Source organism: Pedobacter sandarakinus, from assembly GCF_026240095.1.
Lineage (GTDB): Bacteria > Bacteroidota > Bacteroidia > Sphingobacteriales > Sphingobacteriaceae > Pedobacter > Pedobacter sandarakinus.
Genome location: NZ_JAPIVG010000002.1, coordinates 268,256 through 292,567, shown reverse-complemented (window position 1 = coordinate 292,567; position 24,312 = coordinate 268,256). Strand labels below are relative to the sequence as shown.

Here is a 24,312-nt window from a genome sequence, read left to right as displayed (position 1 = left end):
AAACAAACTACCAGGAGCTTAGTTCTAGAATTCTGTTAAAAAAAATTAAGCATTAACAGGTAGCGATAGCTGTAAAGCGCCTACCCAGTTTTCGAATAAATGATGTTCTATTTTAATCACTTCAGCAGCATGAGTCTCCCAATCACTTGAAAACCCAACCAATTGATTAATCATTTCTTCCAGATGTCCTTCTTCCTCCAAGATGATAGATTTAACATTCACTTTGCTTTTTGCCGAATCAAGCACAACTTGGTAAACGGGATAGAGTTCATCTGCTCTAACTTCTATTGCATAGGTAACAAAAAGGTAAGCAGCAAATTTCAGCTCATAACCAGTCAGATTAAAATTTGCCTTTAAGTAACGGCAAACAGCAATATCCAGCGCATGTAAATAATATTTTGTCTGGTTTGGAGAAAGCAGCTCATCGTTGGTGTAAGTTTTACATAAACCCTCCCCGATTTTACTAATTTGTTTTTTTAGGTAATAAGCATGGCGATGTTCCTCAGCCGCGTGCTTAAGAATAATGAGGTTTACGTTCTCTTTATGTTCTGATGCTGATATCTTTTTTGCACCTGCATTTTCCATATAAGAAAGTGTATTTAACCATTTGGCATGCAGTATATTATCGTCTACTATCGTTTTTAAAATTGAATTTAACATCCTTGATAATTTATGGAAATTTAGGCTGAAGTTTTATTGCATAATTAAATTTCTCTATTGAGATCCCAAGCCTCTAAATAATCAGCTACGCGGCGAACGAACATCCCGCCTAATGATCCATCTACAACCCTATGATCGTAAGAGAGCGAAAGGAACATCATATGGCGAATGGCAATAACGTCGCCATGTTCTGTTTCTAATACAGCAGGTTTCTTTTTTATGGCACCAACAGCCAGAATAGCCACCTGGGGTTGATTAATGATTGGCGTACCCATTACATTGCCGAACGAGCCAACATTAGTAAGGGTAAACGTACCACCTTGCGTTTCATCTGGCTTTAGTTTAGAATTTCTTGCTCTTCCTGCCAAATCGTTTACAGCCTTGGTTAACCCAACAAGGTTAAGCTGATCTGCGTTTTTTATTACTGGAACAATTAAATTTCCACTTGGCAAAGCAGCTGCCATCCCAATATTTATATCACGCTTTTTGATAATTTGAGAACCATTTACCGAGACGTTAATCATCGGAAAATCTTTAATCGCCTTAGCAACAGCTTCCACAAAAATTGGGGTAAAGGTTATCTTCTCGTTCTCGCGTTTTTCAAAACTATTTTTCACTTTATTGCGCCAAAGCACCATGTTAGTTACATCAGCTTCTACAAACGAAGTTACATGAGGAGAAGTGGTTTTGCTCATCACCATATGGTCGGCAATGAGTTTACGCATTCTATCCATTTCGATAATCTCATCTCCGCCTGAAACTGAAGTTGTAGTGGTTTTATTTGCCGATGCCTGTATAGAAGCAGCGTTGGAAAATTGTTTTGGCTCTGATTTGGTGTCATCAGAGATAGCACCAGGAGCTCCACCTTTTTTACTGCCGATGTACGCCATTAAATCATCTTTATTTAATCGCCCCTCAGCGCCAGACCCTTTTATGGAATTCAGTTCTTCTATTGAAATATTTTCCTGGGCAGCAATGCTCTTTACTAAGGGCGAATAAAAGCGATCGCCAACTGAAATGTCACTTTTCTGAACGGGTGCTGCTTCTGGCAACTGTTCGATACCTGGAATTGGTTCCGGCTTAACATCTTCAACTACAGCTGTAGGTTCAGCTTCGTTCTGTTGACTATCATCATCGCCTTCGGTTTCGATGATCGCTATCACCTCGCCAACCTGTGCCACGTCATTTTCCTGAAACAATTGTTTTACCAATCTTCCTGCCACTGGTGAAGGGACTTCAGAATCTACTTTATCGGTTGCGATTTCCAAAATAGTATCGTCTAAGCCGATCATATCTCCAGGATGCTTTACCCATTTAATTACCGTCGCTTCAGCAACGCTCTCACCCATTTTTGGTAACAATAATTCGTATTGAGCCATATTAAATTACAGTATATTATATTGGTATTGCTGCAAAAATACAGTTTTTATTCGTTCAACTGGTCTTCCTTAAGTAGATTTAATAGCATGGTAAGTGCAGATACTGCCGATCTTTCTATATTTTGAATACGTTTATTACTGAAAGTAAAGACTTTAGCTACTGTTTTAGATTGATTAGAAATTGCAATCCAAACCGTACCAACCGGTTTATCATCTGTGCCACCATCTGGCCCTGCAATTCCACTTACGGCAATGGAATAGTCTGTTTTAAAATGTCTGATTGCACCTTCGGCCATCTCCTTTACTGTTTCTTCACTTACTGCGCCAAAAGTAGTTAGAGTGCTTTCTTTGACACCTAGAATTGACTCTTTCAACTCGTAGGCATAGGCTACCGCCCCACCCCAATACACCGACGAGCAGCCGGGATGTTGTGTTATCAAATGGGCAATGTAACCACCAGTGCAGCTCTCTGCCGTTGAAAGTGTTAAACCCTTTTTTCGCATCAGATCCAAAATCGCTTTTTCTAAAGGAATATCATCATCAATAACCACATACTTTTTTATGCTAGCTATGATCTGTGCGGCATACTCTTCAACCTCATTCTGCAAGGTTACCTCATCTGCTCCTTTCGCACTTAAACGCAGACGCACTTGCCCTAATTTTGGCAAATAAGCGAGCTTTATATGATTTGGCAATGAGTCTTCAATATCTTCAATCTCCTGTGCAAGAAAAGACTCTCCAATATTTGCCGTTAATATGGTCTTATGAACGATTACAGGTAGATCGAATTGATGCTTAATTCGAGGTAGGATTTCTTCATCCATTAAATACATCATCTCATAAGGTACTCCAGGCATCGATACAAAAACTTTTTCGTTTCGTTCGAACCACATACATGGTGCCGTACCATTCCTGTTTACAATAACTTCGCAACCGTCTGGAACATCAGCTTGTTGTACGTTTATATCTAAAAGTGGTCGTTTATATTTTTCGAAGATCTGTTTTACCATAGCCAACGCACCATCATCCCTTCGAAAGCCCATATTAAAATACTTCGCTAATGTTTTCTTTGTGATGTCGTCCTTTGTTGGCCCCAACCCTCCTGTAATAAGTATGATCTCGGCTCGTGTCTCTGCTGCCTTAAGAGCTGATAAAATGTGCTGTTCATCATCAGAAATTGAAGTTATCTGTTTTACTGAAACACCAATAGAATTAAGCTGTTTCGCCATCCAGGCAGAATTGGTATCGACGATTTGGCCAATGAGAATCTCATCGCCAATGGTAATAATTTCGGCTAACATAAATTACTGATAAGTATTGTAGAAACCTTGTCTTTTACTCAATTTTAAATCCTGAAGGATAGATGCTTTAACCTTTAAAGTTAATGAGTAACTCTTATAGGCGCCGTAAGGTACCCAGTTCACACTCATATCCCAACAATGTAAGTCGCGGTAGATGCCAATATTCATTGGAGTTAACCCATTATTCTGAAAATCGTAACCCGAATTAAAGGTGATTTTCCATTTGGGAGTTAGGTTTAAATCGCCATTGAAGTTGAGCGTGTTACTTACCGTGCTCTCACCCAAACTATTGCTGTACTGAAAACTGTAAGAAAATGAGAAATTCCATGGAATATTAAAATCGACGAACGCATTAGGATCTCTGCTAATGGCCGCCAATTGCTCGGATTGCAATGGCGAAAGTCCTTTTTGTTTAGCTGTTTCGCTAAGTTTATCATTAGCTTCATTTTTTCTTTTTAAAGCTTCGGGGTTTAAGCTGTAATCGAAAGAAAAACCAATTGATGTTAAACGTGCCAGCCTACCTCTGCTTAGCAAATAGTTATTACTTCGAACATAGATCGGCGAGCCATCTACGTTTCGTATGGGATTTCCGGTCGCGTCTATTGATGGTTCTAAATCATAAGGATCGAAGGTACCATTATAGTTAATACCTAGTTTATCTGTAAACTGCGAACGACCACTAAAGTTGAGCGTAGACAATTTGTTTCTTTCCGCCAGAAAATTATAGCTTCCGGTAATGCTTAATCCCTGAATAATCGGAATTTTTCGCTCACCTGTTCCAGTAGTATCTTTGCTTGATTTTACCTTCAATTCTACCGTATTATCTACGCCAAAACCAATGGAGGCAGATCTTCCCGGAAAAGAGCCCTGGTAAGCCATCCCCTGAAATATAGAATACGTTAGCGGGTTTCCGATATTATCTATTATAGGTTTATTATTTTGATCAAGTGCTTGTTCGAACGGTCCCCTTCCGGCTTTGGTAAAATCTGGGGAATAACTCATTGAAACATTCGGCGTCATTACATGCCTTAATGCTTTAATGTTTCCAAGGTTTTTGAAGACTTTAAGACCATAAATCTTTGTAGAAAGGCTCGTTGACAAGCTATAACTTCCAGCCCTTCTAAAGCCACTTACTGTATCAGTTCTAATAGTGTAGGTATTATCTGCGAACGATGTATAACGATTTCTGATAGTTTGGAAATTCCATACCTCATTGTAAGATCCACCTAGAGAAAAATTTAAGTATTTTAGAGCGGTGAAGGACATGTTAACTGGAATGTTATGAGAAAAACCGGATCTTAATCGCTTTAAGCCATCATTCTGAAAAAGTAAGCTATCTTTAGTATCAATGGCGTTCGTACCCAACAATGCATAACCTACCGTAATTTTCTGATACCATTTTTGTTCGCCAACACGTTTCTTGGAGTCAAATGGGCTAAATGTAGGAACGTTGAAAGTAGCCTCTGGCAGTCTGATGGATACATCACGAGTACTCAACGTCTGATTGGTCGTCATAGACAATGAGTAGTTCATGTTATTGGAAAAGGTTTTGGAATAGCTGATACTACTATTAGTTGTGTTATTTGCTATTGCCCTAATATCGTAAGTTTGGTTGGCAGCAGTATTGGTATAATAACTACTCGAAGTTAAGTTTACGCTGGCGCTAAATGTTGTACCAGGATTGGCATTGGCATTCTGCGAGTGCGACCACCTGATGCTAAAATCCTTGTTCGGATTTGCGAATGCCTCTGTGCCTTCTAAACCATTTTTTACACTAGCATAGTTTAACCCAATATTACCTGAATATTTATATCGCTTAATGTATTGTGAGTTTATACTCGTTTCATAAGAGCCATTGGTATATATACTTCCCAATATTTTCGCATCCCAATAATCGTTCAAACCTAAATAGTAACCACCATTTTGCAAGAAAAACCCTCTGGTTGCATCTTCACCCGGCGAGGGTAAGATAATGCCAGAAGTTCGTTTATTTGGTTTTGGGAAAAACGCAAAAGGTAAACCCAGTGGCGTTGGAATATCTTCAATAATCATATACACCGGACCGGTAATGATCTGTTTCTCGGTCACAATGCCTTTCGAAATCATGAGTCCAAAATGCGGATGCGGCAAATTACAGGTGCTATACATTACATTCTTAATGTGCAGCTCATCATCTATTTGCTTTTTGCTTTGTCCGCCAGAGAAAAAGCCGCCCTCTTGCTCAGAAAAAACACCAAAAACTTTGGCCCTTGTGGTTTCAGAATTGTAATATAATGAATCTGCAATTGCCGATCCTTCAGCGCCAGACTTGAAGATAGGTTTTCCGACATACCTGTTTGTTTTGGGATCTGTTCTTCCACTGGCAAATATTATTTTTTTATCAGAATCATATCTGATATAATCTGCATCAAGTTCAAAATCTCCGTATAGCACACGAGCATTTCCATATAAGTAGATGACGCTCTTGGTTTTATTAAACTTCACAGAGTCTGCTTTGTATTCCACTTTTTGGTCTAATCCGCTGTTATTCTTCCTTTCCGTTTTAGTGGTATCCCTTTTGGAAGTGTCTTGCTGAAGAATTTGTTGCAATGAAAAACCAGAAAATGCGTTAGCTTTACCAACACCATGTGTTAATAAAATGACAGAAATAAATAAAATAGAGCCCCTAAGAAGTTTCAAATTCGTATTTGAATGTTATTTTTGCACAGATGTTTAATCAAAAACGTTCAAAATTAGTGAAAAATATACCATTGATGTATCTTAAAACCATTTTAACACTTATTATTTGTTTTGTACTAGGCAATTCAATTGATAATCAAGCTATTGCACAGGAGTATAAAATTAAAACAATTGTAATTGACGCTGGACATGGCGGCAAAGATGGTGCTACCCACGGAGTTTATTCTAAAGAGAAAGATGTTGCATTAAAAACTGCGCTTAATCTCGGCAAGGCGCTTCAAGACAGTATTAAAGACATTAAAGTTATCTATACCAGAGAAACAGATATCTTCATTCCGTTATATGAAAGGATTAATATTGCAAATAACGCGAAAGCAGATTTATTTATTTCTATACACTTAAATGATATGCCGGTACGCGTTTCGCGGGTGGTTGATTATTACAAAAAAGTTAAAGGTAAAAGAGTTCCTGTTTACCGTACAATAGCGTCTAAAAGTACTTCTACCAAAGGTACTGAAACATTCGTTTCTGGAACAGGTAGGTTAAGTGAGCAAGACGAAGTAATAAAGCGTGAAAACGCAGCTATGTTCCTGGAGGATAATTATCAAAAGAACTATGAAGGATTTATAGCAAATACACCAGAAAACGATATTATGCTATCGCTGATGAAGCAGACCAATAGAGAACGGAGTTTGAAATTTGCTTCGCTTTTACAGCAGGAATATGTAAACGCCGGGCGCATTAATCGTGGTGTTCAAGAGAAAAGTCTTGCCGTTTTAGCACGGGCATCAATGCCTGCCGTACTAACTGAAATTGGTTTTGTGAGTAATCCTGATGAGGAAGACTACATGAATTCTCCAGAAGGGCAAAAGGAAATTGTAGACGGAATTATTAAATCAATTAAAAATTACAAACGTATTGCTGAAACATCGTTTTAAGTTCCTAATAAATGAATGTTAAACTTCTATTCACATCTATTTTCATTGCCTCACTCCTATCATTCCAGGGTTTTGCCCAGGGTTACAAAATAAAAACTATTGTTATCGATGCCGGGCATGGTGGTAGAAAACCTGGTGCCTCTGGAAGTTTCTCAAAAGAAAAAGACATTGCGTTGAAGGTTGCATTGAAACTAGGGAGTAAACTGAAAGCGGAAATGCCTGGTGTGAGAATTATTTATACCCGTACAAAAGATGTAGATGTCGATTTATACCGCAGGGCTGAAATTGCAAACGAAGCGAATGCAGATCTTTTTATCTCCTTACACTGCAATTCTATGCCTCCTGGAAATAAGCATATCAAAGGTGCGGAAACCTTGGTAGCTGGCTCTCATAGATTAAAGGAACAAGATGCTGCGATAAGGGAAAATGCCGATATTAAGTTAGAGAAGAATTATAAAAGCAAATACGACGGCTACGACCCGAATAATCCCAGCACTTTCATTTTAATGTCGCTACTTAAGAACACGTTTCGGGATAAAAGCATAAAATTCGCTAAGCTTATTCAGAATAGCTACATCAGCAGAGATAATAGAGCAAGCAGAGGTGTTAAAGAGCAAGGTGTATTGGTGTTACAACGATGCGGTATGCCTTCTGTTTTAACTGAGATTGGTTTTATATCGAATAAAGAAGAAGAAAAGTACATCAATTCTGAGAAAGGTCAAACGGAAATTGCCGCTTCGATCTTTGCCGCAATCAAAACATACAAGAAAGATATAGAAGTAAATTAATTTGGCATTATAAATGTTAACAAAATCATAATTAACAAGTAAAATAACAAATAGCAAACAAAATCGTTGATGCAAACATTATCTATTATAATACCTTTGCATTAAAAATTGATAGCGCTCAAGCAAATTTGATAAATCAACTCAACATTTGCAGCCGTAAATAGAAACAGATGAAAATTAAGAACGAAACCAAAGTAGGCATTTTAGCTGCATTTGCCATTGCTTTATTAATTATTGGGTATAACTTTCTAAAAGGAAATTCGATATTTTCAAGTGAAACCACCCTTTTTGCCAGATATACCAGCGTGGATGGTTTAACCGTTTCAAAACCAGTTTTAATTAATGGGTATCAAATTGGTCGTGTGGCAAAACTACAGCTTGAGCCTGGTGGCACAATCTTAGCAACCCTAAGTATCAACAGCAAATATGACATTCCAGAAAATAGCATTGCCAAATTAGAAGGTACAGATCTTTTGGGCAGCAAAGCAATTGTTATGTCGTTAGGTAATTCTAAAAAGATGGCAGAAGATGGTTTTACATTAAATGCTAATGTAGAGAAGGGTTTAATGGATCAGGTGCAACCAGTACAAAAGAAAGCAGAACTAATTATTGGCAAAATGGATTCTATTCTAAGTAGTGTAAACTCCATTTTAAATCCCAACTTTCAGAAGAATGTTGACAAGAGTTTTAACAGCATAGCAGGAACTTTGGCATCATTGGAAACTACCTCTAGAAAAGTTGACGGTTTAGTTGGCTCTGAAAGCGCTCGTATTGAAGCTATCTTTAAAAATGTAGAAGGCATTACGGCCAATCTGAATAACAACAACAAGAAAATTAGCGACATTCTTACCAACATTAATACGGTTACCGACAAGTTTGCCGCTGCTAACTTTAAGGAAACGCTAGATAATGCCAACAATGCCATCAATGATCTTCAAAGTGTTATTGCCGGCATCAAAAATGGTAAGGGATCGTTAGGCTTATTGCTTAATGATGAAAAAATGTATAATAACCTAAATAACGCCAGCAAGAACTTGGATGAGTTGATGATAGACTTAAAAGCTAATCCTAAGCGTTACGTCCATTTCTCTGTATTTGGTGGTGGAAATAAGAAAGATAAATAGTAAATCTATTAACAAGATTAGGGCCTCAGGTTTCACCTGGGGCCTTTTTATTGAATATTATTTCTTAAAGGTTTTCGAGTGGATTAATGAATGATAAACAGAAAGAACAACATCTACTTCAAGAGGTGGCTACCGATATTCGAGATGTAGATTCTTTTTGTCTGATTAGTAAAACCCTAAAGACTAAATGTTCTCCCCTCTACAGCCAATTCGGTATTTTGAAATACTGATTGGGTTTCTTCCAATAGCATTTGAAGCGTTTTATATCGAGAAGAAAAATGGCCAATAAGCAACTTTTTAGCGCCAACAATTTTGGCTACCTCACCGGCCTGAAGTGCGGTGGTATGATGGGTCTCCAAAGCCCGATCTATGAGTTCGTGTAGAAAAGTGGCTTCGTGATAAAGCGTATCGCAATCTTTTATGGCCTCGAAATAGCGCTTGTCTAACATCGTATCAGAACAGTACGCATAGCTTCTGGGTTCATCTGGTGGCGAAGTATAATCTATGCTTTTGATAATCCTTCCATCCGGCAACTCCACATCAACGCCTTTTTTCAGTGCGGTATAATATGCCATTGGTATCTGGTCTGTCTTTTCTTTAATAAGCTTACGCTGACGTGGCTTTTGTTGAAAAACAAAGCCAGTTGTGGGGATGCGATGATTTAAGACTACCGTTCTAACAATTAGATCCTGGTTTTCGAAAATCTGCCGTGGCATATCGGCTTCAATGGAAGTAAATTCAATGGGATAACGTAACGTGGTATCAGAATATTTAAATTGAATTTCTAAAATTTCTGATAAAGGCGCAGGCGCAAAAATCTGAATAGCCTTCGTACGACCATTGAGGTGCAAGCTTGACAGGAGACCAACTAGTCCGAAATAATGGTCGCCATGTAAGTGACTGATAAAAATATAATCTATCCGGTTTGCTTTTAGGTTGTATTTAGACAACTGTAGTTGAGTACCCTCTCCACAATCTATCAAATAAAATTTTTCGTTACAATTTAAAAGCTGCGCCGATGGATTTCTATTGTAAACAGGTGTCGCAGAGCTACTTCCAAGAATCGTTACCTCAAATTTCATTGTGCTATTGATATAAAAAGCCTCGTAGATAATGAATAACTACGAGGCTTAAGTTGTATTTTATAATCGCTATTGAGCGCCTCTAAATTCTTTTTCCAGCTCATCCATAAAGATGAAATCAGTTGCCTCTGCTAATGTATTAACAAACGTTACAGACTGGAATATGTTTGATAATTCTATAATTGGTGCAATCTGGTCGTTTATACCGGTAACGATAAACAAACCACCCGCAGATTTACATAATCGATCGCCCACTAAAAGGCAACTTAGATCTTGTGCATCTGTGCATTCTTTTACTTGACTAAGATCTACAATTATGTTTTTAAAACCTTCGGCGTTTAGTAAATACAATTCAGATTTTAATCCTGGAGCATTATCATTCGTAAACCTAGGTTCTTTTAACTTTAAGGTTACGTATTTATCGTGTTTATCAACTGAAAATTTCATTGCTTTTAATCTTTACGTTATAAATGTATAAAAATTTAAAGGGTTTCCAAAGCCTTAAGCACATTGCTTTCGATACGGGTTGAGATGGATTCGGCATCAGCTTTGACGAACTTTTCACCTACAATTTGCTCATATAGTTCGATATATCTTTCCGAAATAGAATTTACAATTTCTGGGGTCATCTCTGGAACAACTTGCCCGTCTTTGCCTTGGAAACCATTTTCGATCAACCATTTCCTAACAAACTCTTTTGATAGTTGCTTTTGGGGCTCATCGGCATCCTGGCGTTGTAGATATCCCTCTGCATAAAAATAACGCGAAGAATCTGGCGTATGGATTTCATCAATTAAGTAGATAACGCCATCGGCTTTACCAAATTCGTATTTAGTATCTACTAAAATTAAATCGCTTTTTGCTGCGATCTCAGTACCCCGTTGGTACAACTGATAGGTATATTCTTCAAGTTTTTCATAGTCTGATATTGAAACAATTCCTTTAGCCAGAATATCTTCTTTAGAAATATCTTCATCGTGCCCAACTGATGCTTTTGTGGTCGGCGTGATGATAGGTTGCGGCAGCTTATCATTTTCTTTTAGTCCTTCGGGTAAAGCAATGCCACAAACCATTCTCTTACCTGAGCTGTATTCCCGCCAGGCATGTCCAGCAAGATAGCCACGAATCACCATCTCAACTTTGAATGGTTCGCAGATCCTTCCAATTGTAACCATTGGATCTGGCACAGACAAAACCCAATTTGGAACGATGTCTTGAGTGGCTTCTAGAAATTTAGCGGCTATTTGGTTAAGCACCTGTCCTTTAAATGGAATCGCTTCTGGCAAAACCACATCAAAGGCAGATATCCTGTCTGACACTACCATTACCATAGACTGATCGGCAATTGTATACACATCGCGTACCTTGCCTTTGTAAAAATTGCTTTGATTTGGAAAATTAAAGTGAGTTTCTTTTAGTGCTTTCATGAGGGCATAAAAATAGGAAAAAGATATGAGTAGTACGATATGAGACTTGATTTGCGATCACGAAGTTTAAGGCAGAATTTGAAGATTTAAGTATTGCTAGCTTGCAGAATTTCCCTGAAAGTACTTGATGAGCTGATGCCAACAGATTTTTGTTTCACCAAAACTTCAATAACACCTCCTCTTTTGCTAAGCTGTAACCTCCCTTTAAAAAGATGAGTTTGGTCTTCTGCCAAAAAGTGCTGCAAATTTTTAAGCTTTTCTATTCTGCAAACCAATTCTTCATCGCCTTCAAAAAGGACTAACCTCAATTTATTCTCCAAAGCTTCAAAAGCTAAAGTGAATTTTTTATTGAGGATAAATTGGAGCATAAGATTGATGTCTTGCTAATTGATATTCAAATCTAGATCCTTCATTTGCAAACCTCAAAACTTACTGAATATCTCCATAAGCTTTCAAAATGTCTTTAACTAACTTGTGGCGAACTACATCTTCACCACTTAGATAAATAATATCGATTCCTTTTATGTCTTCTAGAATTCTTAGACCATTAAATAAGCCAGACATTTGTTTCTTTGGCAAATCGACCTGAGTTACGTCTCCTGTTACGATGAACTTAGCAGTTGGACCCATACGCGTTAAAAACATTTTCAGCTGCATGTCTGTAGCATTCTGGGCCTCATCCAATATAACGAAGCAATTATCAAGCGTTCGACCACGCATAAAAGCCAATGGAGCAATTTCAATCGTTCGGTTCTCGATATAAAACTTTAACTTCTCAGCAGGAATCATATCATCCAGCGCATCATAAAGCGGGCGTAAATAGGGATCGATTTTCTCTTTTAAGTCTCCTGGCAAGAAACCCAGGTTTTCACCAGCCTCAACCGCCGGACGAGTTAGAATAATTCGCTTAATTTCCTTGTTCTTAAGTGCTCTTACCGCAAGTGCAACAGCAGTATAGGTTTTTCCGGTACCAGCCGGACCAATAGCAAATAGAATATCATTTTTAGCAATGCTGCTTACCATTTTGCGCTGATTCGCTGTGCGTGCTTTAACGAGTAACCCATTAGTACCAAAAACAATTACTTCACCCCCTCCGCCTGTTGGCTGGTCTACCTCTTTTTTCTGTGTACCAATTGTTTTAGCCCCCAGAATCGATTCCACATCATTATTTGTTAATGAGCTATATTTCTCAAGATGTGCAACCAATTGATTAAATTTCTCCTCAAAAGTTTTAAGCTCTTGCTCATCCCCGAGTACCTTGACATCACTTCCTCTCGCTACCAGTTTTAACTTTGCGAAAGCGCTCTTAATCATTTCGTAATTCTCGTTGTTAGCACCCCAGAAGTGAGCTGGATTTACGGTATCTAGGGTTAATTTTAATTCGTTCAAACTGTAGTATTTTAAAAAGTTATCGGGGTATATTAATTAAAATTTGAATATTTGCAGACGCTTAGGCCTATGCACAAGAATAAGCAATAATAATGAATTTTTCATGGGGATAATTACTTTAACAACAGATTTAGGTTCGAAAGATTTTTACCAAAGTGCCCTCAAAGGTAGTTTGCTAAGTCTTATGCCTAATGTTAATTTAGTTGATATTACCCATGAAGTTCCATCATTTAATATTTCCTACGCTGCGTTTGTATTAAAAAATGCCTACCCATACTTTCCTAAAAACACGGTCCATCTTATAGGCATTGATTCTGTTTATAGTGAAAACACGAAGTACATCGCTATAAAACATAAAGATCACTTCTTTGTAGGTGCAGATAATGGAATATTTTCTTTGCTTTTCGATGATGTACCTGAAGACGTTGTAGAGTTAAATATCATGCAGGATTTGAAATACCTTCATTTTCCGTTGGTAGATATTTTTGTTAAAGCGGCAACTCACCTTGCAAAAGGTGGCAAACTTAAAGATATTGGCATACCTGTAGCAAATATTGAGCAAAAGATGCTTTTACACCCTGTAATTGAGCGAGATATCATCAGAGGAAGTGTAATTTATATTGATACATTTTGTAACGTGATTACTAACATTACAAAAGACTTGTTCACCAGAATTCAAAAGAACAGAGACTTCACTTTATACTTCAGAAAAAGTGAAACCATTACCCAACTTAGTTGGCATTACAACGAGGTTCAGGAAGGCGAGAAACTTTGTCTCTTTGGAATTAGTAACCATTTAGAAATTGCAATCAATAAAGGCAAGGCAAGTGGATTGCTTGGTTTGCATCTCGGCGATATCGTGAGGGTCGAGTTTCATTCTTAGGTTAACTTATTCACTCATTTTTAGTTCAATAGTTTATTGATAGACAGATTGCTATGTGAATAAGTTCATTGATCAGCTAATTACCTGGTTTCATCACTCTTGGAGTTTAGCGTGTTTTTTCAGCTTTTTATTTCGCTTTCAAAGTTTAATGTTTTGCTATATCGTCTTAAATGAGGGTGAATGGGAATATTGAAACCGGATACGCTCATGCCAAAGGAACTTGCTTTCAAACAACTTATACGCTTCTAACGTTTATATCGAATGAGGAAATATGTATGTTTACTATCGATCTTAATAATGGGCTACCAAACCTTCGCCCAACAAGATACTTCAAGCTACGCTGCTCAACGCGTTAAGGTTAATTCTTTATTAGCAGAGCGAAGTGCGAAGTTTGGGCAATACGATGAAAGCTTGACTAAAAGGACAGGAATATTTGGATGGCAAACGAAAAAAGATATCAAAAATTCAAACGAGATTCTTCGTCAGGTCGTATTGACAGACAATAATATTTTCAAGGAACTTAAGGTGCTAATGGACTATAAAGATCTAGAAAATCAAAAGAAAGTTTCGATAGCAGATAATTCACAGGAAAGAATTAACAACTACATGCTTACCATCAAGAAACTGCAAGACCAAAATGAAGAATTAAAGAAGGATATTGCAGCCAAGAATGGTAGTGGTATCTCTTATTACATCATCGCATTTCTACTATTAGTGATGTTTGGCGGAATGTATTTCTTCAATAAAAAACTGAAAAAAAATGAAAAAGCGACTATTTAAGGTGTTATTGAAATTGAACAATGCGATTTTGCCGAGCCTGATTAAAAAGGATCCAAATAAACTAACAACATTTGAAAAGGCAATTTTAGGCTATCGATATTGGGTATTAACCCAAGCTTTGGACTGATAAATATCGTTTTGAACTTGTCGAAATTACAGTTTCGTTTTCCAACAAGCTCAAAACGACAAAATGAAAGTTATTTTTTGAAATGCTCAATAATCAATGTTGCCAATTCCGTACCAATACGTTCTTGAGCTTCATTGGTAGATGCGCCAATATGTGGTGTTAATGATATTTTCGGGTGATTTAGAATTGCGGCTAAGGGAGTTGGTTCATTATCAAAAACATCTAACCCAGCAAAAGCAACCTTGCCAGAATCCAGTGCCGAAATTAGGGCTTGTTCGTCTAACGTTCCGCCACGAGAACAATTCACCATTCCAACACCATTCTTCATTTTTGCAAATTCATCAGCCCCTAAAATCGGCTTATCTGCAAATGGCGTATGCAAACTGAGGAAATCACTTCCTGAAATTACCTCTTCGAGTGAAACCGTTTTAATAGGTATGCTTACTGATTTACCTCCTTGAAAATCAAGGGTAATTTCAGATTCTGATGGATACAAATCATAAGCTAGAACATTCATACCCAAGCCCAAGGCTACCTTTGCTGTGGCACGGCCAATTCTACCAAAACCGATAATACCAATTGTTTTACCGCTTAATTCGGTTCCTTTGGCATAGGCTTTTTTAAGATTATTAAATTGGGAAGCGCCTTCTACTGGCATTTTTCGATTTGCATCTTGCAAGAATCTGATGCCGGTAAACAAATGAGAGAATACAAGTTCTGCTACTGATAATGATGATGCAGCTGGCGTATTAACTACGGCAATACCCTTACTTCTGGCGTATTCTACGTCAATGTTATCCATACCAACACCGCCCCTACCAATTAACTTAATATTAGGTACAGCGTCGATAAGTTCTTTACGTAACTTCGTGGCGCTTCTAACCGTAATTGCATCGTAACTTTTCAATGCTTCTGCCAAATCTTCCTGCGCAATGGTTTCTGTGTCTACTTGGAAACCTGCCTTCTCCAATAATTCTTTACCGATGGGATCAATTCCATCGTTTGCTAATATCTTAATCATTTTTTATGATGGTTCAACCTAAAGCTGTGTTTCTATTAAATTAATTTATTTTTGCCTGCTTTTCTTCGAAAGATTGCATCGCATCAATTAAAGCATGTACACTGGTAATTGGCAACGCGTTATACATCGACGCTCTAAAACCACCAACGCTTCTATGTCCTTTGATTCCCACAATCCCTTGTTCTTCAGCATGCTTTAAAAATGGCTTTTCAAGTTCCGCATTTTCCATCACGAAACAAATGTTCATTCTGGAGCGATCCTCTAGTGCACAAGTACCTTTAAATAAAGGATTACGATCAATTTCTCTATAAAGTGCCTCTGCTTTTTGTTTATTCTCTTTTTCAATTTCAGCTACACCACCTTTAGACTTTAACCAGCGTAGGTTTAACAACGCCACATAGATTGAAAATACTGGAGGTGTATTGTACATGGAGCCATTATCTATATGCGACTGGTAATTTAGCATCGATGGAATTTTACGGTCTATTTTACCTAAAATCTCATTCTTCACAATTGCAATGGTTAAACCGGCAGGACCAACATTTTTTTGTGCACCTGCGTAGATTAAGTCGAATTGCGAAACATCTATTACCCTACTCATTATATCAGAAGACATATCACAAACTACGGGAATACTGGTTTGCGGAACATTGAATAGCTCGGTACCGTAAATTGTATTATTAGATGTATAGTGAAAATATGCACTATCTGAGGGAATTTCAAAGTCCTTCGGGATAAAAGTATAGTTAGCCTCTTTGGACGAGGCAGCTATATTTACGTTTCCAATAAACTTAGCCTCTTTTAGCGCCTTAGTAGCCCAAACACCTGTATCCAAATAAGTTGCAGTTTGATCATCACCTAATAAATTCATAGGAACCATTGCAAACTGTAAACTTGCCCCACCTTGTAAAAACAAAACGGAATAACCAGAGGGAACATTTAATAGTTCCTTCACCAATTTTTCAGCTTCAGCAACAACAGCCTCAAACTCTGTTGTTCTATGCGAAATCTCCAAAATTGATAATCCATCGTTAAAATCTAAAACTGCTTGTGCAGCTTGTTTAAACACTTCTTGAGGTAAAATACAAGGGCCTGCGCCAAAATTATGCTTCATCTTATTATATAATGTTTTATGGGGGTAAATGTAAAATTTTAAAAGCATTTATGACTATAAAATCGCAATCTAAAAAATCAAAATTTGTTAAAAAACCTCTCGATTTCGGGTATTTTATTGATGTATTTTCAATTTCTGCAGCAAACAGAATCGAAATTTTACGTCGCAATGAAATTTAACGAAAAGTATGCCCAATGTGGTAATAAACAATCGATACAGTATATACTAATGCTTGTTTTTTAACTTAACAATTAACTTAAGGTTAAACTGTCGTCCGGTTAAATAGTTCGGTATAGCATATTGAAAGTTATCAACATCCTTAAGCCATAAATATGAGACCGTATTATTGATGTTAAGCATATTAAATACCTCAAAAAAGAGGATAAACGAATTGAAATTTTTATCGAGGAACTTGGGCTTGTGTAAAGCTGCATCATCTAGAAAATCTTTAGAAAATCCAATATCAACGCGTTTATAGGAAGGTATAAAAAACTTGTCTAAATATTTTGGGGTTTGTGAAGGGCCAATAGGTAGGCGTGATCCATATAAAGCATTCAAATGAACCTTATAAGTTGGGCTATTTAATAGCTTATCCTGAAAAAAAACGGAAAAATTTACACGCTGATCTGTAGGACGCTTCAAGAAACCCGGATAGACTGTTTCATTACTCTGGATATAGCTATCTCCAGCGATATCCTCATTTGCATGCATTATCGAAATGCGAAAATAAGATACCAAATCCTTCACGAACTCACCTCCAATACTCAAATCTGCGCCATAAGCGTAGCCTCTCGAAACTTCATTAGCCAAATATTTAATAGTTAGATTATCAATTTTATAAGGTATTAACCGGTCAGAATACTTGAAATAAACTTCTGAGGTAAATTTCAAACGGGTGCCGAATGCATCAAACGCATAATCGTACCCTAAAGAAGTATTATAAGATATCTGCGCTTTTTGACTAATATTTAATCTTCCTGATATATCTCTGATTGTACGGTAAGATGGTGGCTGCTTATAGACCCCAGCTGTAAACCTCAGGATTTTGTTGTTTGCATTAGGCCTATAAGCAAGCAAAATCCTTGGACTAATCATCAGCTCCCTGCTTAATGAATTGAAAGATGCACGGGCACCGAGTTGAAGTTCTGCAGCCGCAGAAAGGGAGTAACTATCTTGGATATAAGCGCTATAGTTTCTAATGTCAATATTATTCTCAACATCAATTAGATTTTGAAGGGTAATGTTTGAAGTGTTGTTTGGGAGAATATATCCAGCTGAATCGGTGTAGCTATACTCTTTTAGGCGGTCGTCGTATCGAGATTGATCGAATTTTAAACCCCATGAAAACACGTGATTATCAAAGTTTTGATCAACCTTTATCTCAGATGCTAAAATCCGCGTATTGAGGCTATTTCTGCCATAATTATAATAACTACCAATACCGCGGTTTTTGGTAACAGGCCCGAAATTTTCTAAGCCAAAAGTATTGTCCACCTCATTAAAGACGTAACTGCCATCAATATCGAACCGTTCTCTTTCAATAGTATTAAAAAAGCTGTTGATAAATTTGATTACTAAGTTTGGCTTAGGAACATATGAAGCCGTTATCGCTGTCCCCAAAGTCCGGTAATCATCTATCTCCTTCCCGGTATAGTCTACATCTAGGCGCAGTGTGGTACTTAGCGTTCCAAATTGTGTTTCGCGGTTTGTAGGGATTAACTTGAACTGTCCTAAATTAAAAGTTCCTAAAACGCTTAGGTTAAACTTTGGTGAAAAATCATACTGATATAACAGTTGTGCATCAGCAAAATTTGGGTTGTAACTACCTTTCTCATCTTGCCTGATGAGCACGCTGGTATTATTTTTATATCGTAATCCGGCAATCAGAAAGCTTTTTTTTAAATTTCTTTTAAATGTAAGTGAAGTATTCAGCAAACTCGTGCTTAATACGGTTTCATTACTATCTGGTTTATCATACCGAATATCAAGCACAGATGAGAGCTTATCGCCATATTTAGCTTCGAAGCCTCCTGCAGAAAATTTGGCCTTGCTTACCATTTCTGAGTTGATAAAGCTTAAGCCCTCTTGCTGTCCATTTCGAATCAGGACTGGTCGGTTTACCTCTACATCGTTAATATAGATTAGGTTTTCATCAAAATTACCTCCTCTAACACTATACTGTGCACTTAACTCATTGTTGGTAGATACCCCAGGAAGGGTTTTAAGCATCGTTTCAAAATTACCCGAAACCAATGGCATCGAGGCAACATCAGCAATGTTTATTGTTGTGGTATTACTAAGTTGATTTTGCTTATTGGTGATATTTACTTGTTCTAATTCGTTCACATTGGCAACAAGGTTAATCAATTGTGTAATCCTGGCACCAGATGGTTCGGTAAACTTTAAAGTTTTAGGTTGATATCCAAGTAAGGAATATTTTATGGCAAAGGATTTTGTTTTTGAATAGATGGTATAAACGCCAAATTCATCGGTAGTGGTAGATTGCGCCTGACCTAAAACAATAACAGTTACTTGTGATAAGGGTATTTTGTTTTCTGTGTAAACGATCCCTGTCACCCTTACCAAAGGTTGGGCAACAGCTACACCAAAGCTGGCTATCATAATGAGAAGAAATACCCGAATGCTTAACATCACTTAGATAAGAAAATTATTGGCTGCCAGAACATAAAGTTATATTATCTAATGAAAATGAGTCAACAAGCAATAAAACCTCCCTATTTGCATTTTGGTATCAAATGATTCACGGAACTATATCAACTAAATCTTTTAACTTATTTGTGAAAACGGAAGCTAGATGCTAGTGCCCATTGTCAGAACCTTTCCCATTTGTGCAATGGTTTCAGCCGGACTTTCAGTTGCGAATATAGCGTTACCAGAAACAAAAGCAGTTGCACCGGCCCGAGACAAATCTGCAATGTTTTGTAAGCCAACACCACCATCAACCTGAATCACTAGCTCTTCATTTACACCATAGATTAAATCTTTTAAGTCTTGTAACTTTTTGTAAGTGTTATGAATAAATTTTTGCCCTCCAAAGCCTGGATTAACCGACATGATTAAAACCAGATCTAAATCTGCAATCACATCCTGTAACAAACTTACAGGTGTATGGGGATTTAATGCAACTCCAGCTTTACACCCAGAACTTTTGATCAACTGGATAGTCCTGTGTAAATGTGTACAGGCTTCGTAATGAACAGTGATTCGATCTGCACCTGCCTGTGCAAATTCATGAATGTATTTATCAGGTTCAACAATCATCAGGTGTACGTCCAATTCTTTTTGAGCATGCTTTTTTACAGCAGCCATCACAGGGAAACCAAAAGAAATATTAGGTACAAAAACACCATCCATCACGTCTATGTGAAACCAATCGGCATTACTTTGATTAATCATATCGATATCTCGTTTCAAATTACCGAAATCGGCAGAAAGTATAGATGGGGCAATGATGTATTTCATTTGTCTTTAAAGGATTTCCGTCACTATGAGCCACGAAGCAATCTATTTTACTAAACTATTAAGACTGCTTCGTGCCTCACAATGACGAATTGGTTATACAATTTTACTAATACTGCAAGTTACAAAATCATTGTTAAACAAAATAGCCATCAACAAAAAACCCTCCCAGTAAAAACTGAAAGGGTTTATATCAAAAGTCTCCTTTAAGAGATTTAACGGCTTACGCTTTTGGTGCAGCTGGTTTCTCTGGTCTTGGCAATAAAACTTTGCGAGAAAGTTTCATTTTTCCTTGTTTATCGATGTCTAATAATTTAACCTCAATTTTATCACCTTCTTTCAACACACCATCCATTGTTTCTAAACGTTCCCAAGAAATTTCAGAAATATGTAGCAAACCATCTTTGCCTGGCATAACTTCAACGAAAGCTCCGAACGGCATAATTGATTTTACTTTACCTTGGTAAACCTCACCAATTTCTGGTTTTGCAACAATGTTACGGATACGGGTAACAGCAGCATCAATCGCAGCTTTATTATCAGCAAAAACCTCTACAATACCTTTACCATCAACTTCTTCGATAGAGATTGAAGCGCCAGTTTCACGTTGCATCTCTTGGATAATTTTACCTCCAGGGCCGATAATTGCACCAATAAATTCCTTATCGATGGTTAAAGACACAATCCGTGGAGCATGTGGTTTATAATCCTCATTAGGCTGGCTGATCGTTTTCTTCATCTCATTTAAGATGTGTAAACGACCTTCCTTAGCTTGCAATAAAGCTTTAGTTAGTACTTCATATGATAAACCATTGATCTTTAAGTCCATCTGACAAGCAACAATACCATTTTCTGTACCTGTTACTTTAAAGTCCATATCTCCTAAGTGATCTTCATCACCTAAAATATCAGAAAGGATAGCATATTTACCAGTTTTCTCATCTGTAATTAAACCCATTGCAATGCCAGAAACTGGAGATTTAATTTTAATACCAGCATCCATAAGTGCTAAAGTACCAGCACAAACTGTAGCCATTGATGATGAACCATTAGATTCTAAAATATCAGATACCACACGGATGGTATATGGATTTGCTTCACCTTGTGGCAATACTTTTTTCAAAGACCGTTGTGCTAGTGCACCGTGGCCAATTTCGCGGCGGCCAGCACCTCTGTTAGGTCTAACCTCTCCTGTTGAAAAACCCGGGAAGTTATAATGCAACAAGAATTTTTGGTAACCATTGAAAAATGCACCATCAATCATTTGCTCATCATCTTTACTACCTAAAGTAACCGATGTTAACGATTGCGTTTCTCCACGGGTAAATACTGCCGAACCGTGAGCTGCTGGTAAATAACCAACTTCACTCCAAATCGGGCGAATCTCAGTGGTTTTACGACCATCTAAACGAATTCCTTCGTCTAATAAGAGATTTCTAATCGCATCATACTGTACATCATGATAATAATGCTTAGCCATTGCCTTGGTTAAATCCTCGGTATCTTCTGGCATTGCATCGAAGAACTCATTTATAATTGCTGTAAAACCAACTTTACGTTCATCTTTATTCGAGCCAGATTTAGCAACTGCATAAACTTTATCATAAGTATCTGCATAAACCTTTGCTTTCAAATCCGCATCATGGTCTTCGTGGCTATATTCACGTTTCACCGTTTTGCCTGTTGCCTCAGTTAATTCAACCTGAATAGCACACTGAACCTTAATGGCATCATGGGCAAATTTTAATGCCTCAACCATTTCATCTTCCTGAATTTCATCGCATTCACCTTCAACCATACCGATATCGTTGGCCGAACCAGCAACCATAAATTCCAAAGTCGCACGCTCTAAATCACTAGCATATGGGTTAATAACCAACTTACCATCGATTTTAGCTACACGTACTTCAGATATTGGCCCATTAAATGGAATATCCGAAACGGATAATGCAGCCGATGCAGCTAAACCAGCTAAACAATCGGGCATTATATTTTTATCTGCAGAAATTAATGATATCATCACCTGGGTATCAGAGTGGTAATCTGACGGGAACATTGGGCGTAGTGCTCTATCTACCAAACGAGAAATCAACACCTCGTAATCAGATAATCTTGCCTCGCGACGTAAGAAACCACCAGGAATACGACCTGTAGCCGCATATTTTTCTTGATAATCAACTGATAATGGTAAGAAATCAGTTCCTGGCTTAGCACCAACAGTTGATACCACAGTTGCTAACAACATGGTGTCGCCCATTTTTACCACTACCGAACCATCAGCCTGTTTAGCCAATTTACCCGTCTCAATTTCTACAATTCTGCCATCGCCCAAATCGAACGATTTTTTTATTACATTCATTTAAATAGAATTATGGTGTGTTTTCCTCTTTCTACACACCGTTGTTTATATATGTTTTTGTTTTTGCAAACGAAGATAAGATTTAAAAAGCCTATCTATAACAAATCCCGTTAAAAATTTAACAGGAAATGTAAAAAGCCATTCCCTCAAGAATGGCTTTCGCTGATAAAATTCGCTTATTTTTGTTTGATGATATCACGAAGCTCTAAAGCTTTAATGATAGCACGGTAGCGCTCAATATCTTTTTTGTATAGGTAAGCCAAAATACCGCGGCGTTTACCTACTAATTTTTGAAGTGATAACTGTGTAGAAAAATCTTTACGGTTTTTCTTTAAGTGTTCTGTTAAGTGCGCAATACGGTATGTGAATAACGCTACTTGACCTTCTGCTGAACCAGTGTTGGTTTCAACTTCGCCGTGTTGTTTAAAGATTTCGGCTTTCTTTTCTGAACTTAAATACATTTCTTGAATAATATTAAAGCATTTAAAAAATTATTAATTGCGGCGCAAAGATAAGGCTTTTTTCTTTGCAAACAAGTGTATTTATTTTCTTGATCAGACAGCGCTAAATTCTTGATTATAAGGAAAGCAATGTTCTGCACTTATCGGTTGCAGCAGCCCCGCCCCCGCTACAATCTTTTTGCCTATTGTAATTCCCTTATCGTCCTTGCGAGGAGGAACATCAAAGAAATCTCAATCAGGAAAGTGTTGCAAAAAGTATTTACGCTAAGTCGGGTTTAGGGCATTTAAAACTGTGCAATAAAGTTAGTTCCTTGTGCGAATACGCTCCGATTGTAAAATATCAAATGGCCATTATGTTTATTTATCACTTTTTTTAGGAAGGTGGTTGTAACGAAAAAATCAAAAGACATGTTTGGAATTTTTTTTTCGGCTTGCTAAAAATTCCTTTTTACTTATGATGTTTTCAATGGTCTCCTGGTCTCTCTCCATTCATTACTACTGCTAGTCTATTAAGTTTGTTTTCTCGAACACTTTTTTCCAACAGAAAGCAACAGCAATTCGATTTCAATCTTCCTTACTATTATTCTCCTTTCAATATTAGAATTACATATTGTTAATCTAGTCACTGCTTAAAATAGATAAAAACTTAAAATACTTCTAATTTAAAAAACCATACTTTTGCACAAAACAATTACCCTTGGAAAAGAATCAATTCAGCATTTTTGAAAGCGAATTACGTGTGCGTCCGGATGATATAGACATGTTTAACCATGTGCACAACAGTAAATACCTTGATTATGTATTGGCTGCCCGTTACGAGCAAATGGAAAAATTCTACAACATGTCTTGGGAACACTTTACGAAATTAGGTTTAGGTTGGGTTGTTAGTCGGGTTCACATTAATTTTAAACGCCCGCTATTAATGAATGATTTAATGTTAATCAGAACTGGTATTTTAAGTGTGCATGATAAAGGATGTTCCGTTCAATTCGAAATCATCAATAGAAAAACGGGAAAGATAGCTTCAGATGGCATTTTTGACTATGTGCTTATTGATTTAAACACCAACCGTGGAACAAAAGTTACCGAAGAAATGATTAAGGCTTATAGTATTTAGCCAGGTGTTAGCTAACGGAAGTCCGAAGATATAGTTTAAGAAATATACTCTGTACCTAAGCCCGTGTCTCTACAAACTGAAACGAACCCCTTTTTCCAATCTCAAAAACATTTTCCCGTCATTTACGTGTCTCATTGACAAAAACATGAAAATCAGTTATAAAAGCTTGGAAATAAAAATTTCCCTGCGCTTTGATTGGTACT

General features: G+C 37.3%; 21 protein-coding genes. 6 read left to right on the top strand and 15 right to left on the bottom strand.

The window, feature by feature from the left end:
• Window positions 1-45: 45 nt before the first annotated feature.
• Genes OQ268_RS06865 through OQ268_RS06850 form a run of 4 tightly spaced genes read right to left on the bottom strand, consistent with a single transcriptional unit; the run spans window position 46 to window position 6,019 of the window.
• Window positions 46-660 carry a hypothetical protein gene (locus OQ268_RS06865; RefSeq protein WP_265855373.1) on the bottom strand — a complete coding sequence of 205 codons (615 nt, stop codon included), beginning with the start codon at window positions 658-660 and terminating at the stop codon, window positions 46-48.
• A 44-nt stretch (window positions 661-704) separates the two neighbouring features.
• A complete protein-coding gene (locus tag OQ268_RS06860) occupies window positions 705-2,039 on the bottom strand; it encodes a dihydrolipoamide acetyltransferase family protein (protein ID WP_265855372.1) in 1,335 nt (444 codons plus the stop codon).
• Between the two features lie 47 nt (window positions 2,040-2,086).
• Window positions 2,087-3,340, bottom strand: a complete 1,254-nt coding sequence (locus OQ268_RS06855; RefSeq protein ID WP_265855371.1) for a competence/damage-inducible protein A — start codon at window positions 3,338-3,340, stop codon at window positions 2,087-2,089.
• A gap of 3 nt (window positions 3,341-3,343) precedes the next feature.
• Window positions 3,344-6,019: a putative LPS assembly protein LptD gene (locus tag OQ268_RS06850; protein WP_265855370.1), complete on the bottom strand. Its 2,676-nt coding sequence runs from the start codon at window positions 6,017-6,019 to the stop codon at window positions 3,344-3,346.
• Window positions 6,020-6,093: 74 nt separating this feature from the next.
• Here OQ268_RS06850 and OQ268_RS06845 point away from each other — a divergent pair, with 74 nt between their 5' ends.
• The 3 genes from OQ268_RS06845 (at window position 6,094) to OQ268_RS06835 (ending at window position 8,869) form a co-directional block, all read left to right on the top strand.
• A complete protein-coding gene (locus OQ268_RS06845) occupies window positions 6,094-6,957 on the top strand; it encodes an N-acetylmuramoyl-L-alanine amidase family protein (RefSeq protein ID WP_265855709.1) in 864 nt (287 codons plus the stop codon).
• Window positions 6,958-6,968: 11 nt separating this feature from the next.
• Window positions 6,969-7,745, top strand: a complete 777-nt coding sequence (locus OQ268_RS06840) for an N-acetylmuramoyl-L-alanine amidase family protein (protein ID WP_265855369.1) — start codon at window positions 6,969-6,971, stop codon at window positions 7,743-7,745.
• Window positions 7,746-7,915: 170 nt separating this feature from the next.
• The gene (locus OQ268_RS06835; RefSeq protein ID WP_265855368.1) at window positions 7,916-8,869 is read left to right on the top strand and encodes an MlaD family protein; all 954 of its coding nucleotides are present in this window, start codon (window positions 7,916-7,918) and stop codon (window positions 8,867-8,869) included.
• A gap of 176 nt (window positions 8,870-9,045) precedes the next feature.
• On the opposite strand, the gene OQ268_RS06830 is transcribed toward OQ268_RS06835, so the two are convergent.
• The 5 genes from OQ268_RS06830 to OQ268_RS06810 all read right to left on the bottom strand — a co-directional run bounded on the left by OQ268_RS06830 (window position 9,046) and on the right by OQ268_RS06810 (window position 12,767).
• Entirely contained in the window at window positions 9,046-9,951 is a 906-nt protein-coding gene (locus OQ268_RS06830; RefSeq protein WP_265855367.1) for a ribonuclease Z, read from the bottom strand.
• Window positions 9,952-10,020: 69 nt separating this feature from the next.
• Window positions 10,021-10,398 carry an STAS domain-containing protein gene (locus OQ268_RS06825; RefSeq protein ID WP_265855366.1) on the bottom strand — a complete coding sequence of 126 codons (378 nt, stop codon included), beginning with the start codon at window positions 10,396-10,398 and terminating at the stop codon, window positions 10,021-10,023.
• Between the two features lie 35 nt (window positions 10,399-10,433).
• Complete coding sequence (locus OQ268_RS06820; protein WP_265855365.1) at window positions 10,434-11,378, bottom strand: phosphoribosylaminoimidazolesuccinocarboxamide synthase; 945 nt, start codon at window positions 11,376-11,378, stop codon at window positions 10,434-10,436.
• Window positions 11,379-11,464: 86 nt separating this feature from the next.
• Window positions 11,465-11,746 carry a hypothetical protein gene (locus OQ268_RS06815; RefSeq protein WP_265855364.1) on the bottom strand — a complete coding sequence of 94 codons (282 nt, stop codon included), beginning with the start codon at window positions 11,744-11,746 and terminating at the stop codon, window positions 11,465-11,467.
• A gap of 61 nt (window positions 11,747-11,807) precedes the next feature.
• The gene (locus OQ268_RS06810; protein WP_265855363.1) at window positions 11,808-12,767 is read right to left on the bottom strand and encodes a PhoH family protein; all 960 of its coding nucleotides are present in this window, start codon (window positions 12,765-12,767) and stop codon (window positions 11,808-11,810) included.
• 103 nt (window positions 12,768-12,870) lie between these two features.
• On the opposite strand from OQ268_RS06810, the gene OQ268_RS06805 reads away from it, so the two are divergent.
• The gene (locus OQ268_RS06805; protein ID WP_265855362.1) at window positions 12,871-13,650 is read left to right on the top strand and encodes an SAM hydrolase/SAM-dependent halogenase family protein; all 780 of its coding nucleotides are present in this window, start codon (window positions 12,871-12,873) and stop codon (window positions 13,648-13,650) included.
• A gap of 261 nt (window positions 13,651-13,911) precedes the next feature.
• The gene (locus tag OQ268_RS06800) at window positions 13,912-14,430 is read left to right on the top strand and encodes a hypothetical protein (RefSeq protein ID WP_265855361.1); all 519 of its coding nucleotides are present in this window, start codon (window positions 13,912-13,914) and stop codon (window positions 14,428-14,430) included.
• Window positions 14,431-14,627: 197 nt separating this feature from the next.
• Here OQ268_RS06800 and OQ268_RS06795 read toward each other — a convergent pair whose 3' ends face one another.
• From OQ268_RS06795 to rpsO, 6 genes are all read right to left on the bottom strand, one after another.
• Complete coding sequence (locus OQ268_RS06795; protein WP_265855360.1) at window positions 14,628-15,578, bottom strand: D-2-hydroxyacid dehydrogenase; 951 nt, start codon at window positions 15,576-15,578, stop codon at window positions 14,628-14,630.
• Between the two features lie 40 nt (window positions 15,579-15,618).
• On the bottom strand, window positions 15,619-16,692 hold the full coding sequence (gene serC / locus OQ268_RS06790; RefSeq protein WP_265855359.1) for a 3-phosphoserine/phosphohydroxythreonine transaminase: 1,074 nt from the start codon (window positions 16,690-16,692) through the stop codon (window positions 15,619-15,621).
• A 225-nt stretch (window positions 16,693-16,917) separates the two neighbouring features.
• Window positions 16,918-19,314: a TonB-dependent receptor gene (locus OQ268_RS06785; RefSeq protein WP_265855358.1), complete on the bottom strand. Its 2,397-nt coding sequence runs from the start codon at window positions 19,312-19,314 to the stop codon at window positions 16,918-16,920.
• Window positions 19,315-19,503: 189 nt separating this feature from the next.
• Window positions 19,504-20,175, bottom strand: a complete 672-nt coding sequence (rpe, locus tag OQ268_RS06780; protein WP_265855357.1) for a ribulose-phosphate 3-epimerase — start codon at window positions 20,173-20,175, stop codon at window positions 19,504-19,506.
• Between the two features lie 220 nt (window positions 20,176-20,395).
• A complete protein-coding gene (pnp, locus tag OQ268_RS06775) occupies window positions 20,396-22,531 on the bottom strand; it encodes a polyribonucleotide nucleotidyltransferase (protein ID WP_265855356.1) in 2,136 nt (711 codons plus the stop codon).
• 176 nt (window positions 22,532-22,707) lie between these two features.
• Window positions 22,708-22,992, bottom strand: a complete 285-nt coding sequence (rpsO, locus tag OQ268_RS06770; protein ID WP_010600685.1) for a 30S ribosomal protein S15 — start codon at window positions 22,990-22,992, stop codon at window positions 22,708-22,710.
• 697 nt (window positions 22,993-23,689) lie between these two features.
• On the opposite strand from rpsO, the gene OQ268_RS06765 reads away from it, so the two are divergent.
• Window positions 23,690-24,109 carry an acyl-CoA thioesterase gene (locus OQ268_RS06765; RefSeq protein WP_265855355.1) on the top strand — a complete coding sequence of 140 codons (420 nt, stop codon included), beginning with the start codon at window positions 23,690-23,692 and terminating at the stop codon, window positions 24,107-24,109.
• The last annotated feature ends 203 nt before the right edge of the window (window positions 24,110-24,312 follow it).

Bases quoted from the DNA above. Each gene is read 5' to 3' on its own strand.
- OQ268_RS06865 (WP_265855373.1), bottom strand. From the start codon at position 660: ATGTTAAATTCAATTTTAAAAACGATAGTAGACGATAATATACTGCAT.
- OQ268_RS06860 (WP_265855372.1), bottom strand. From the start codon at position 2,039: ATGGCTCAATACGAATTATTGTTACCAAAAATGGGTGAGAGCGTTGCT.
- OQ268_RS06855 (WP_265855371.1), bottom strand. From the start codon at position 3,340: ATGTTAGCCGAAATTATTACCATTGGCGATGAGATTCTCATTGGCCAA.
- OQ268_RS06845 (WP_265855709.1), top strand. From the start codon at position 6,094: ATGTATCTTAAAACCATTTTAACACTTATTATTTGTTTTGTACTAGGC.
- OQ268_RS06840 (WP_265855369.1), top strand. From the start codon at position 6,969: ATGAATGTTAAACTTCTATTCACATCTATTTTCATTGCCTCACTCCTA.
- OQ268_RS06835 (WP_265855368.1), top strand. From the start codon at position 7,916: ATGAAAATTAAGAACGAAACCAAAGTAGGCATTTTAGCTGCATTTGCC.
- OQ268_RS06830 (WP_265855367.1), bottom strand. From the start codon at position 9,951: ATGAAATTTGAGGTAACGATTCTTGGAAGTAGCTCTGCGACACCTGTT.
- OQ268_RS06825 (WP_265855366.1), bottom strand. From the start codon at position 10,398: ATGAAATTTTCAGTTGATAAACACGATAAATACGTAACCTTAAAGTTA.
- OQ268_RS06820 (WP_265855365.1), bottom strand. From the start codon at position 11,378: ATGAAAGCACTAAAAGAAACTCACTTTAATTTTCCAAATCAAAGCAAT.
- OQ268_RS06815 (WP_265855364.1), bottom strand. From the start codon at position 11,746: ATGCTCCAATTTATCCTCAATAAAAAATTCACTTTAGCTTTTGAAGCT.
- OQ268_RS06805 (WP_265855362.1), top strand. From the start codon at position 12,871: ATGGGGATAATTACTTTAACAACAGATTTAGGTTCGAAAGATTTTTAC.
- OQ268_RS06800 (WP_265855361.1), top strand. From the start codon at position 13,912: ATGAGGAAATATGTATGTTTACTATCGATCTTAATAATGGGCTACCAA.
- OQ268_RS06795 (WP_265855360.1), bottom strand. From the start codon at position 15,578: ATGATTAAGATATTAGCAAACGATGGAATTGATCCCATCGGTAAAGAA.
- serC (WP_265855359.1), bottom strand. From the start codon at position 16,692: ATGAAGCATAATTTTGGCGCAGGCCCTTGTATTTTACCTCAAGAAGTG.
- OQ268_RS06785 (WP_265855358.1), bottom strand. From the start codon at position 19,314: ATGATAGCCAGCTTTGGTGTAGCTGTTGCCCAACCTTTGGTAAGGGTG.
- rpe (WP_265855357.1), bottom strand. From the start codon at position 20,175: ATGAAATACATCATTGCCCCATCTATACTTTCTGCCGATTTCGGTAAT.
- pnp (WP_265855356.1), bottom strand. From the start codon at position 22,531: ATGAATGTAATAAAAAAATCGTTCGATTTGGGCGATGGCAGAATTGTA.
- rpsO (WP_010600685.1), bottom strand. From the start codon at position 22,992: ATGTATTTAAGTTCAGAAAAGAAAGCCGAAATCTTTAAACAACACGGC.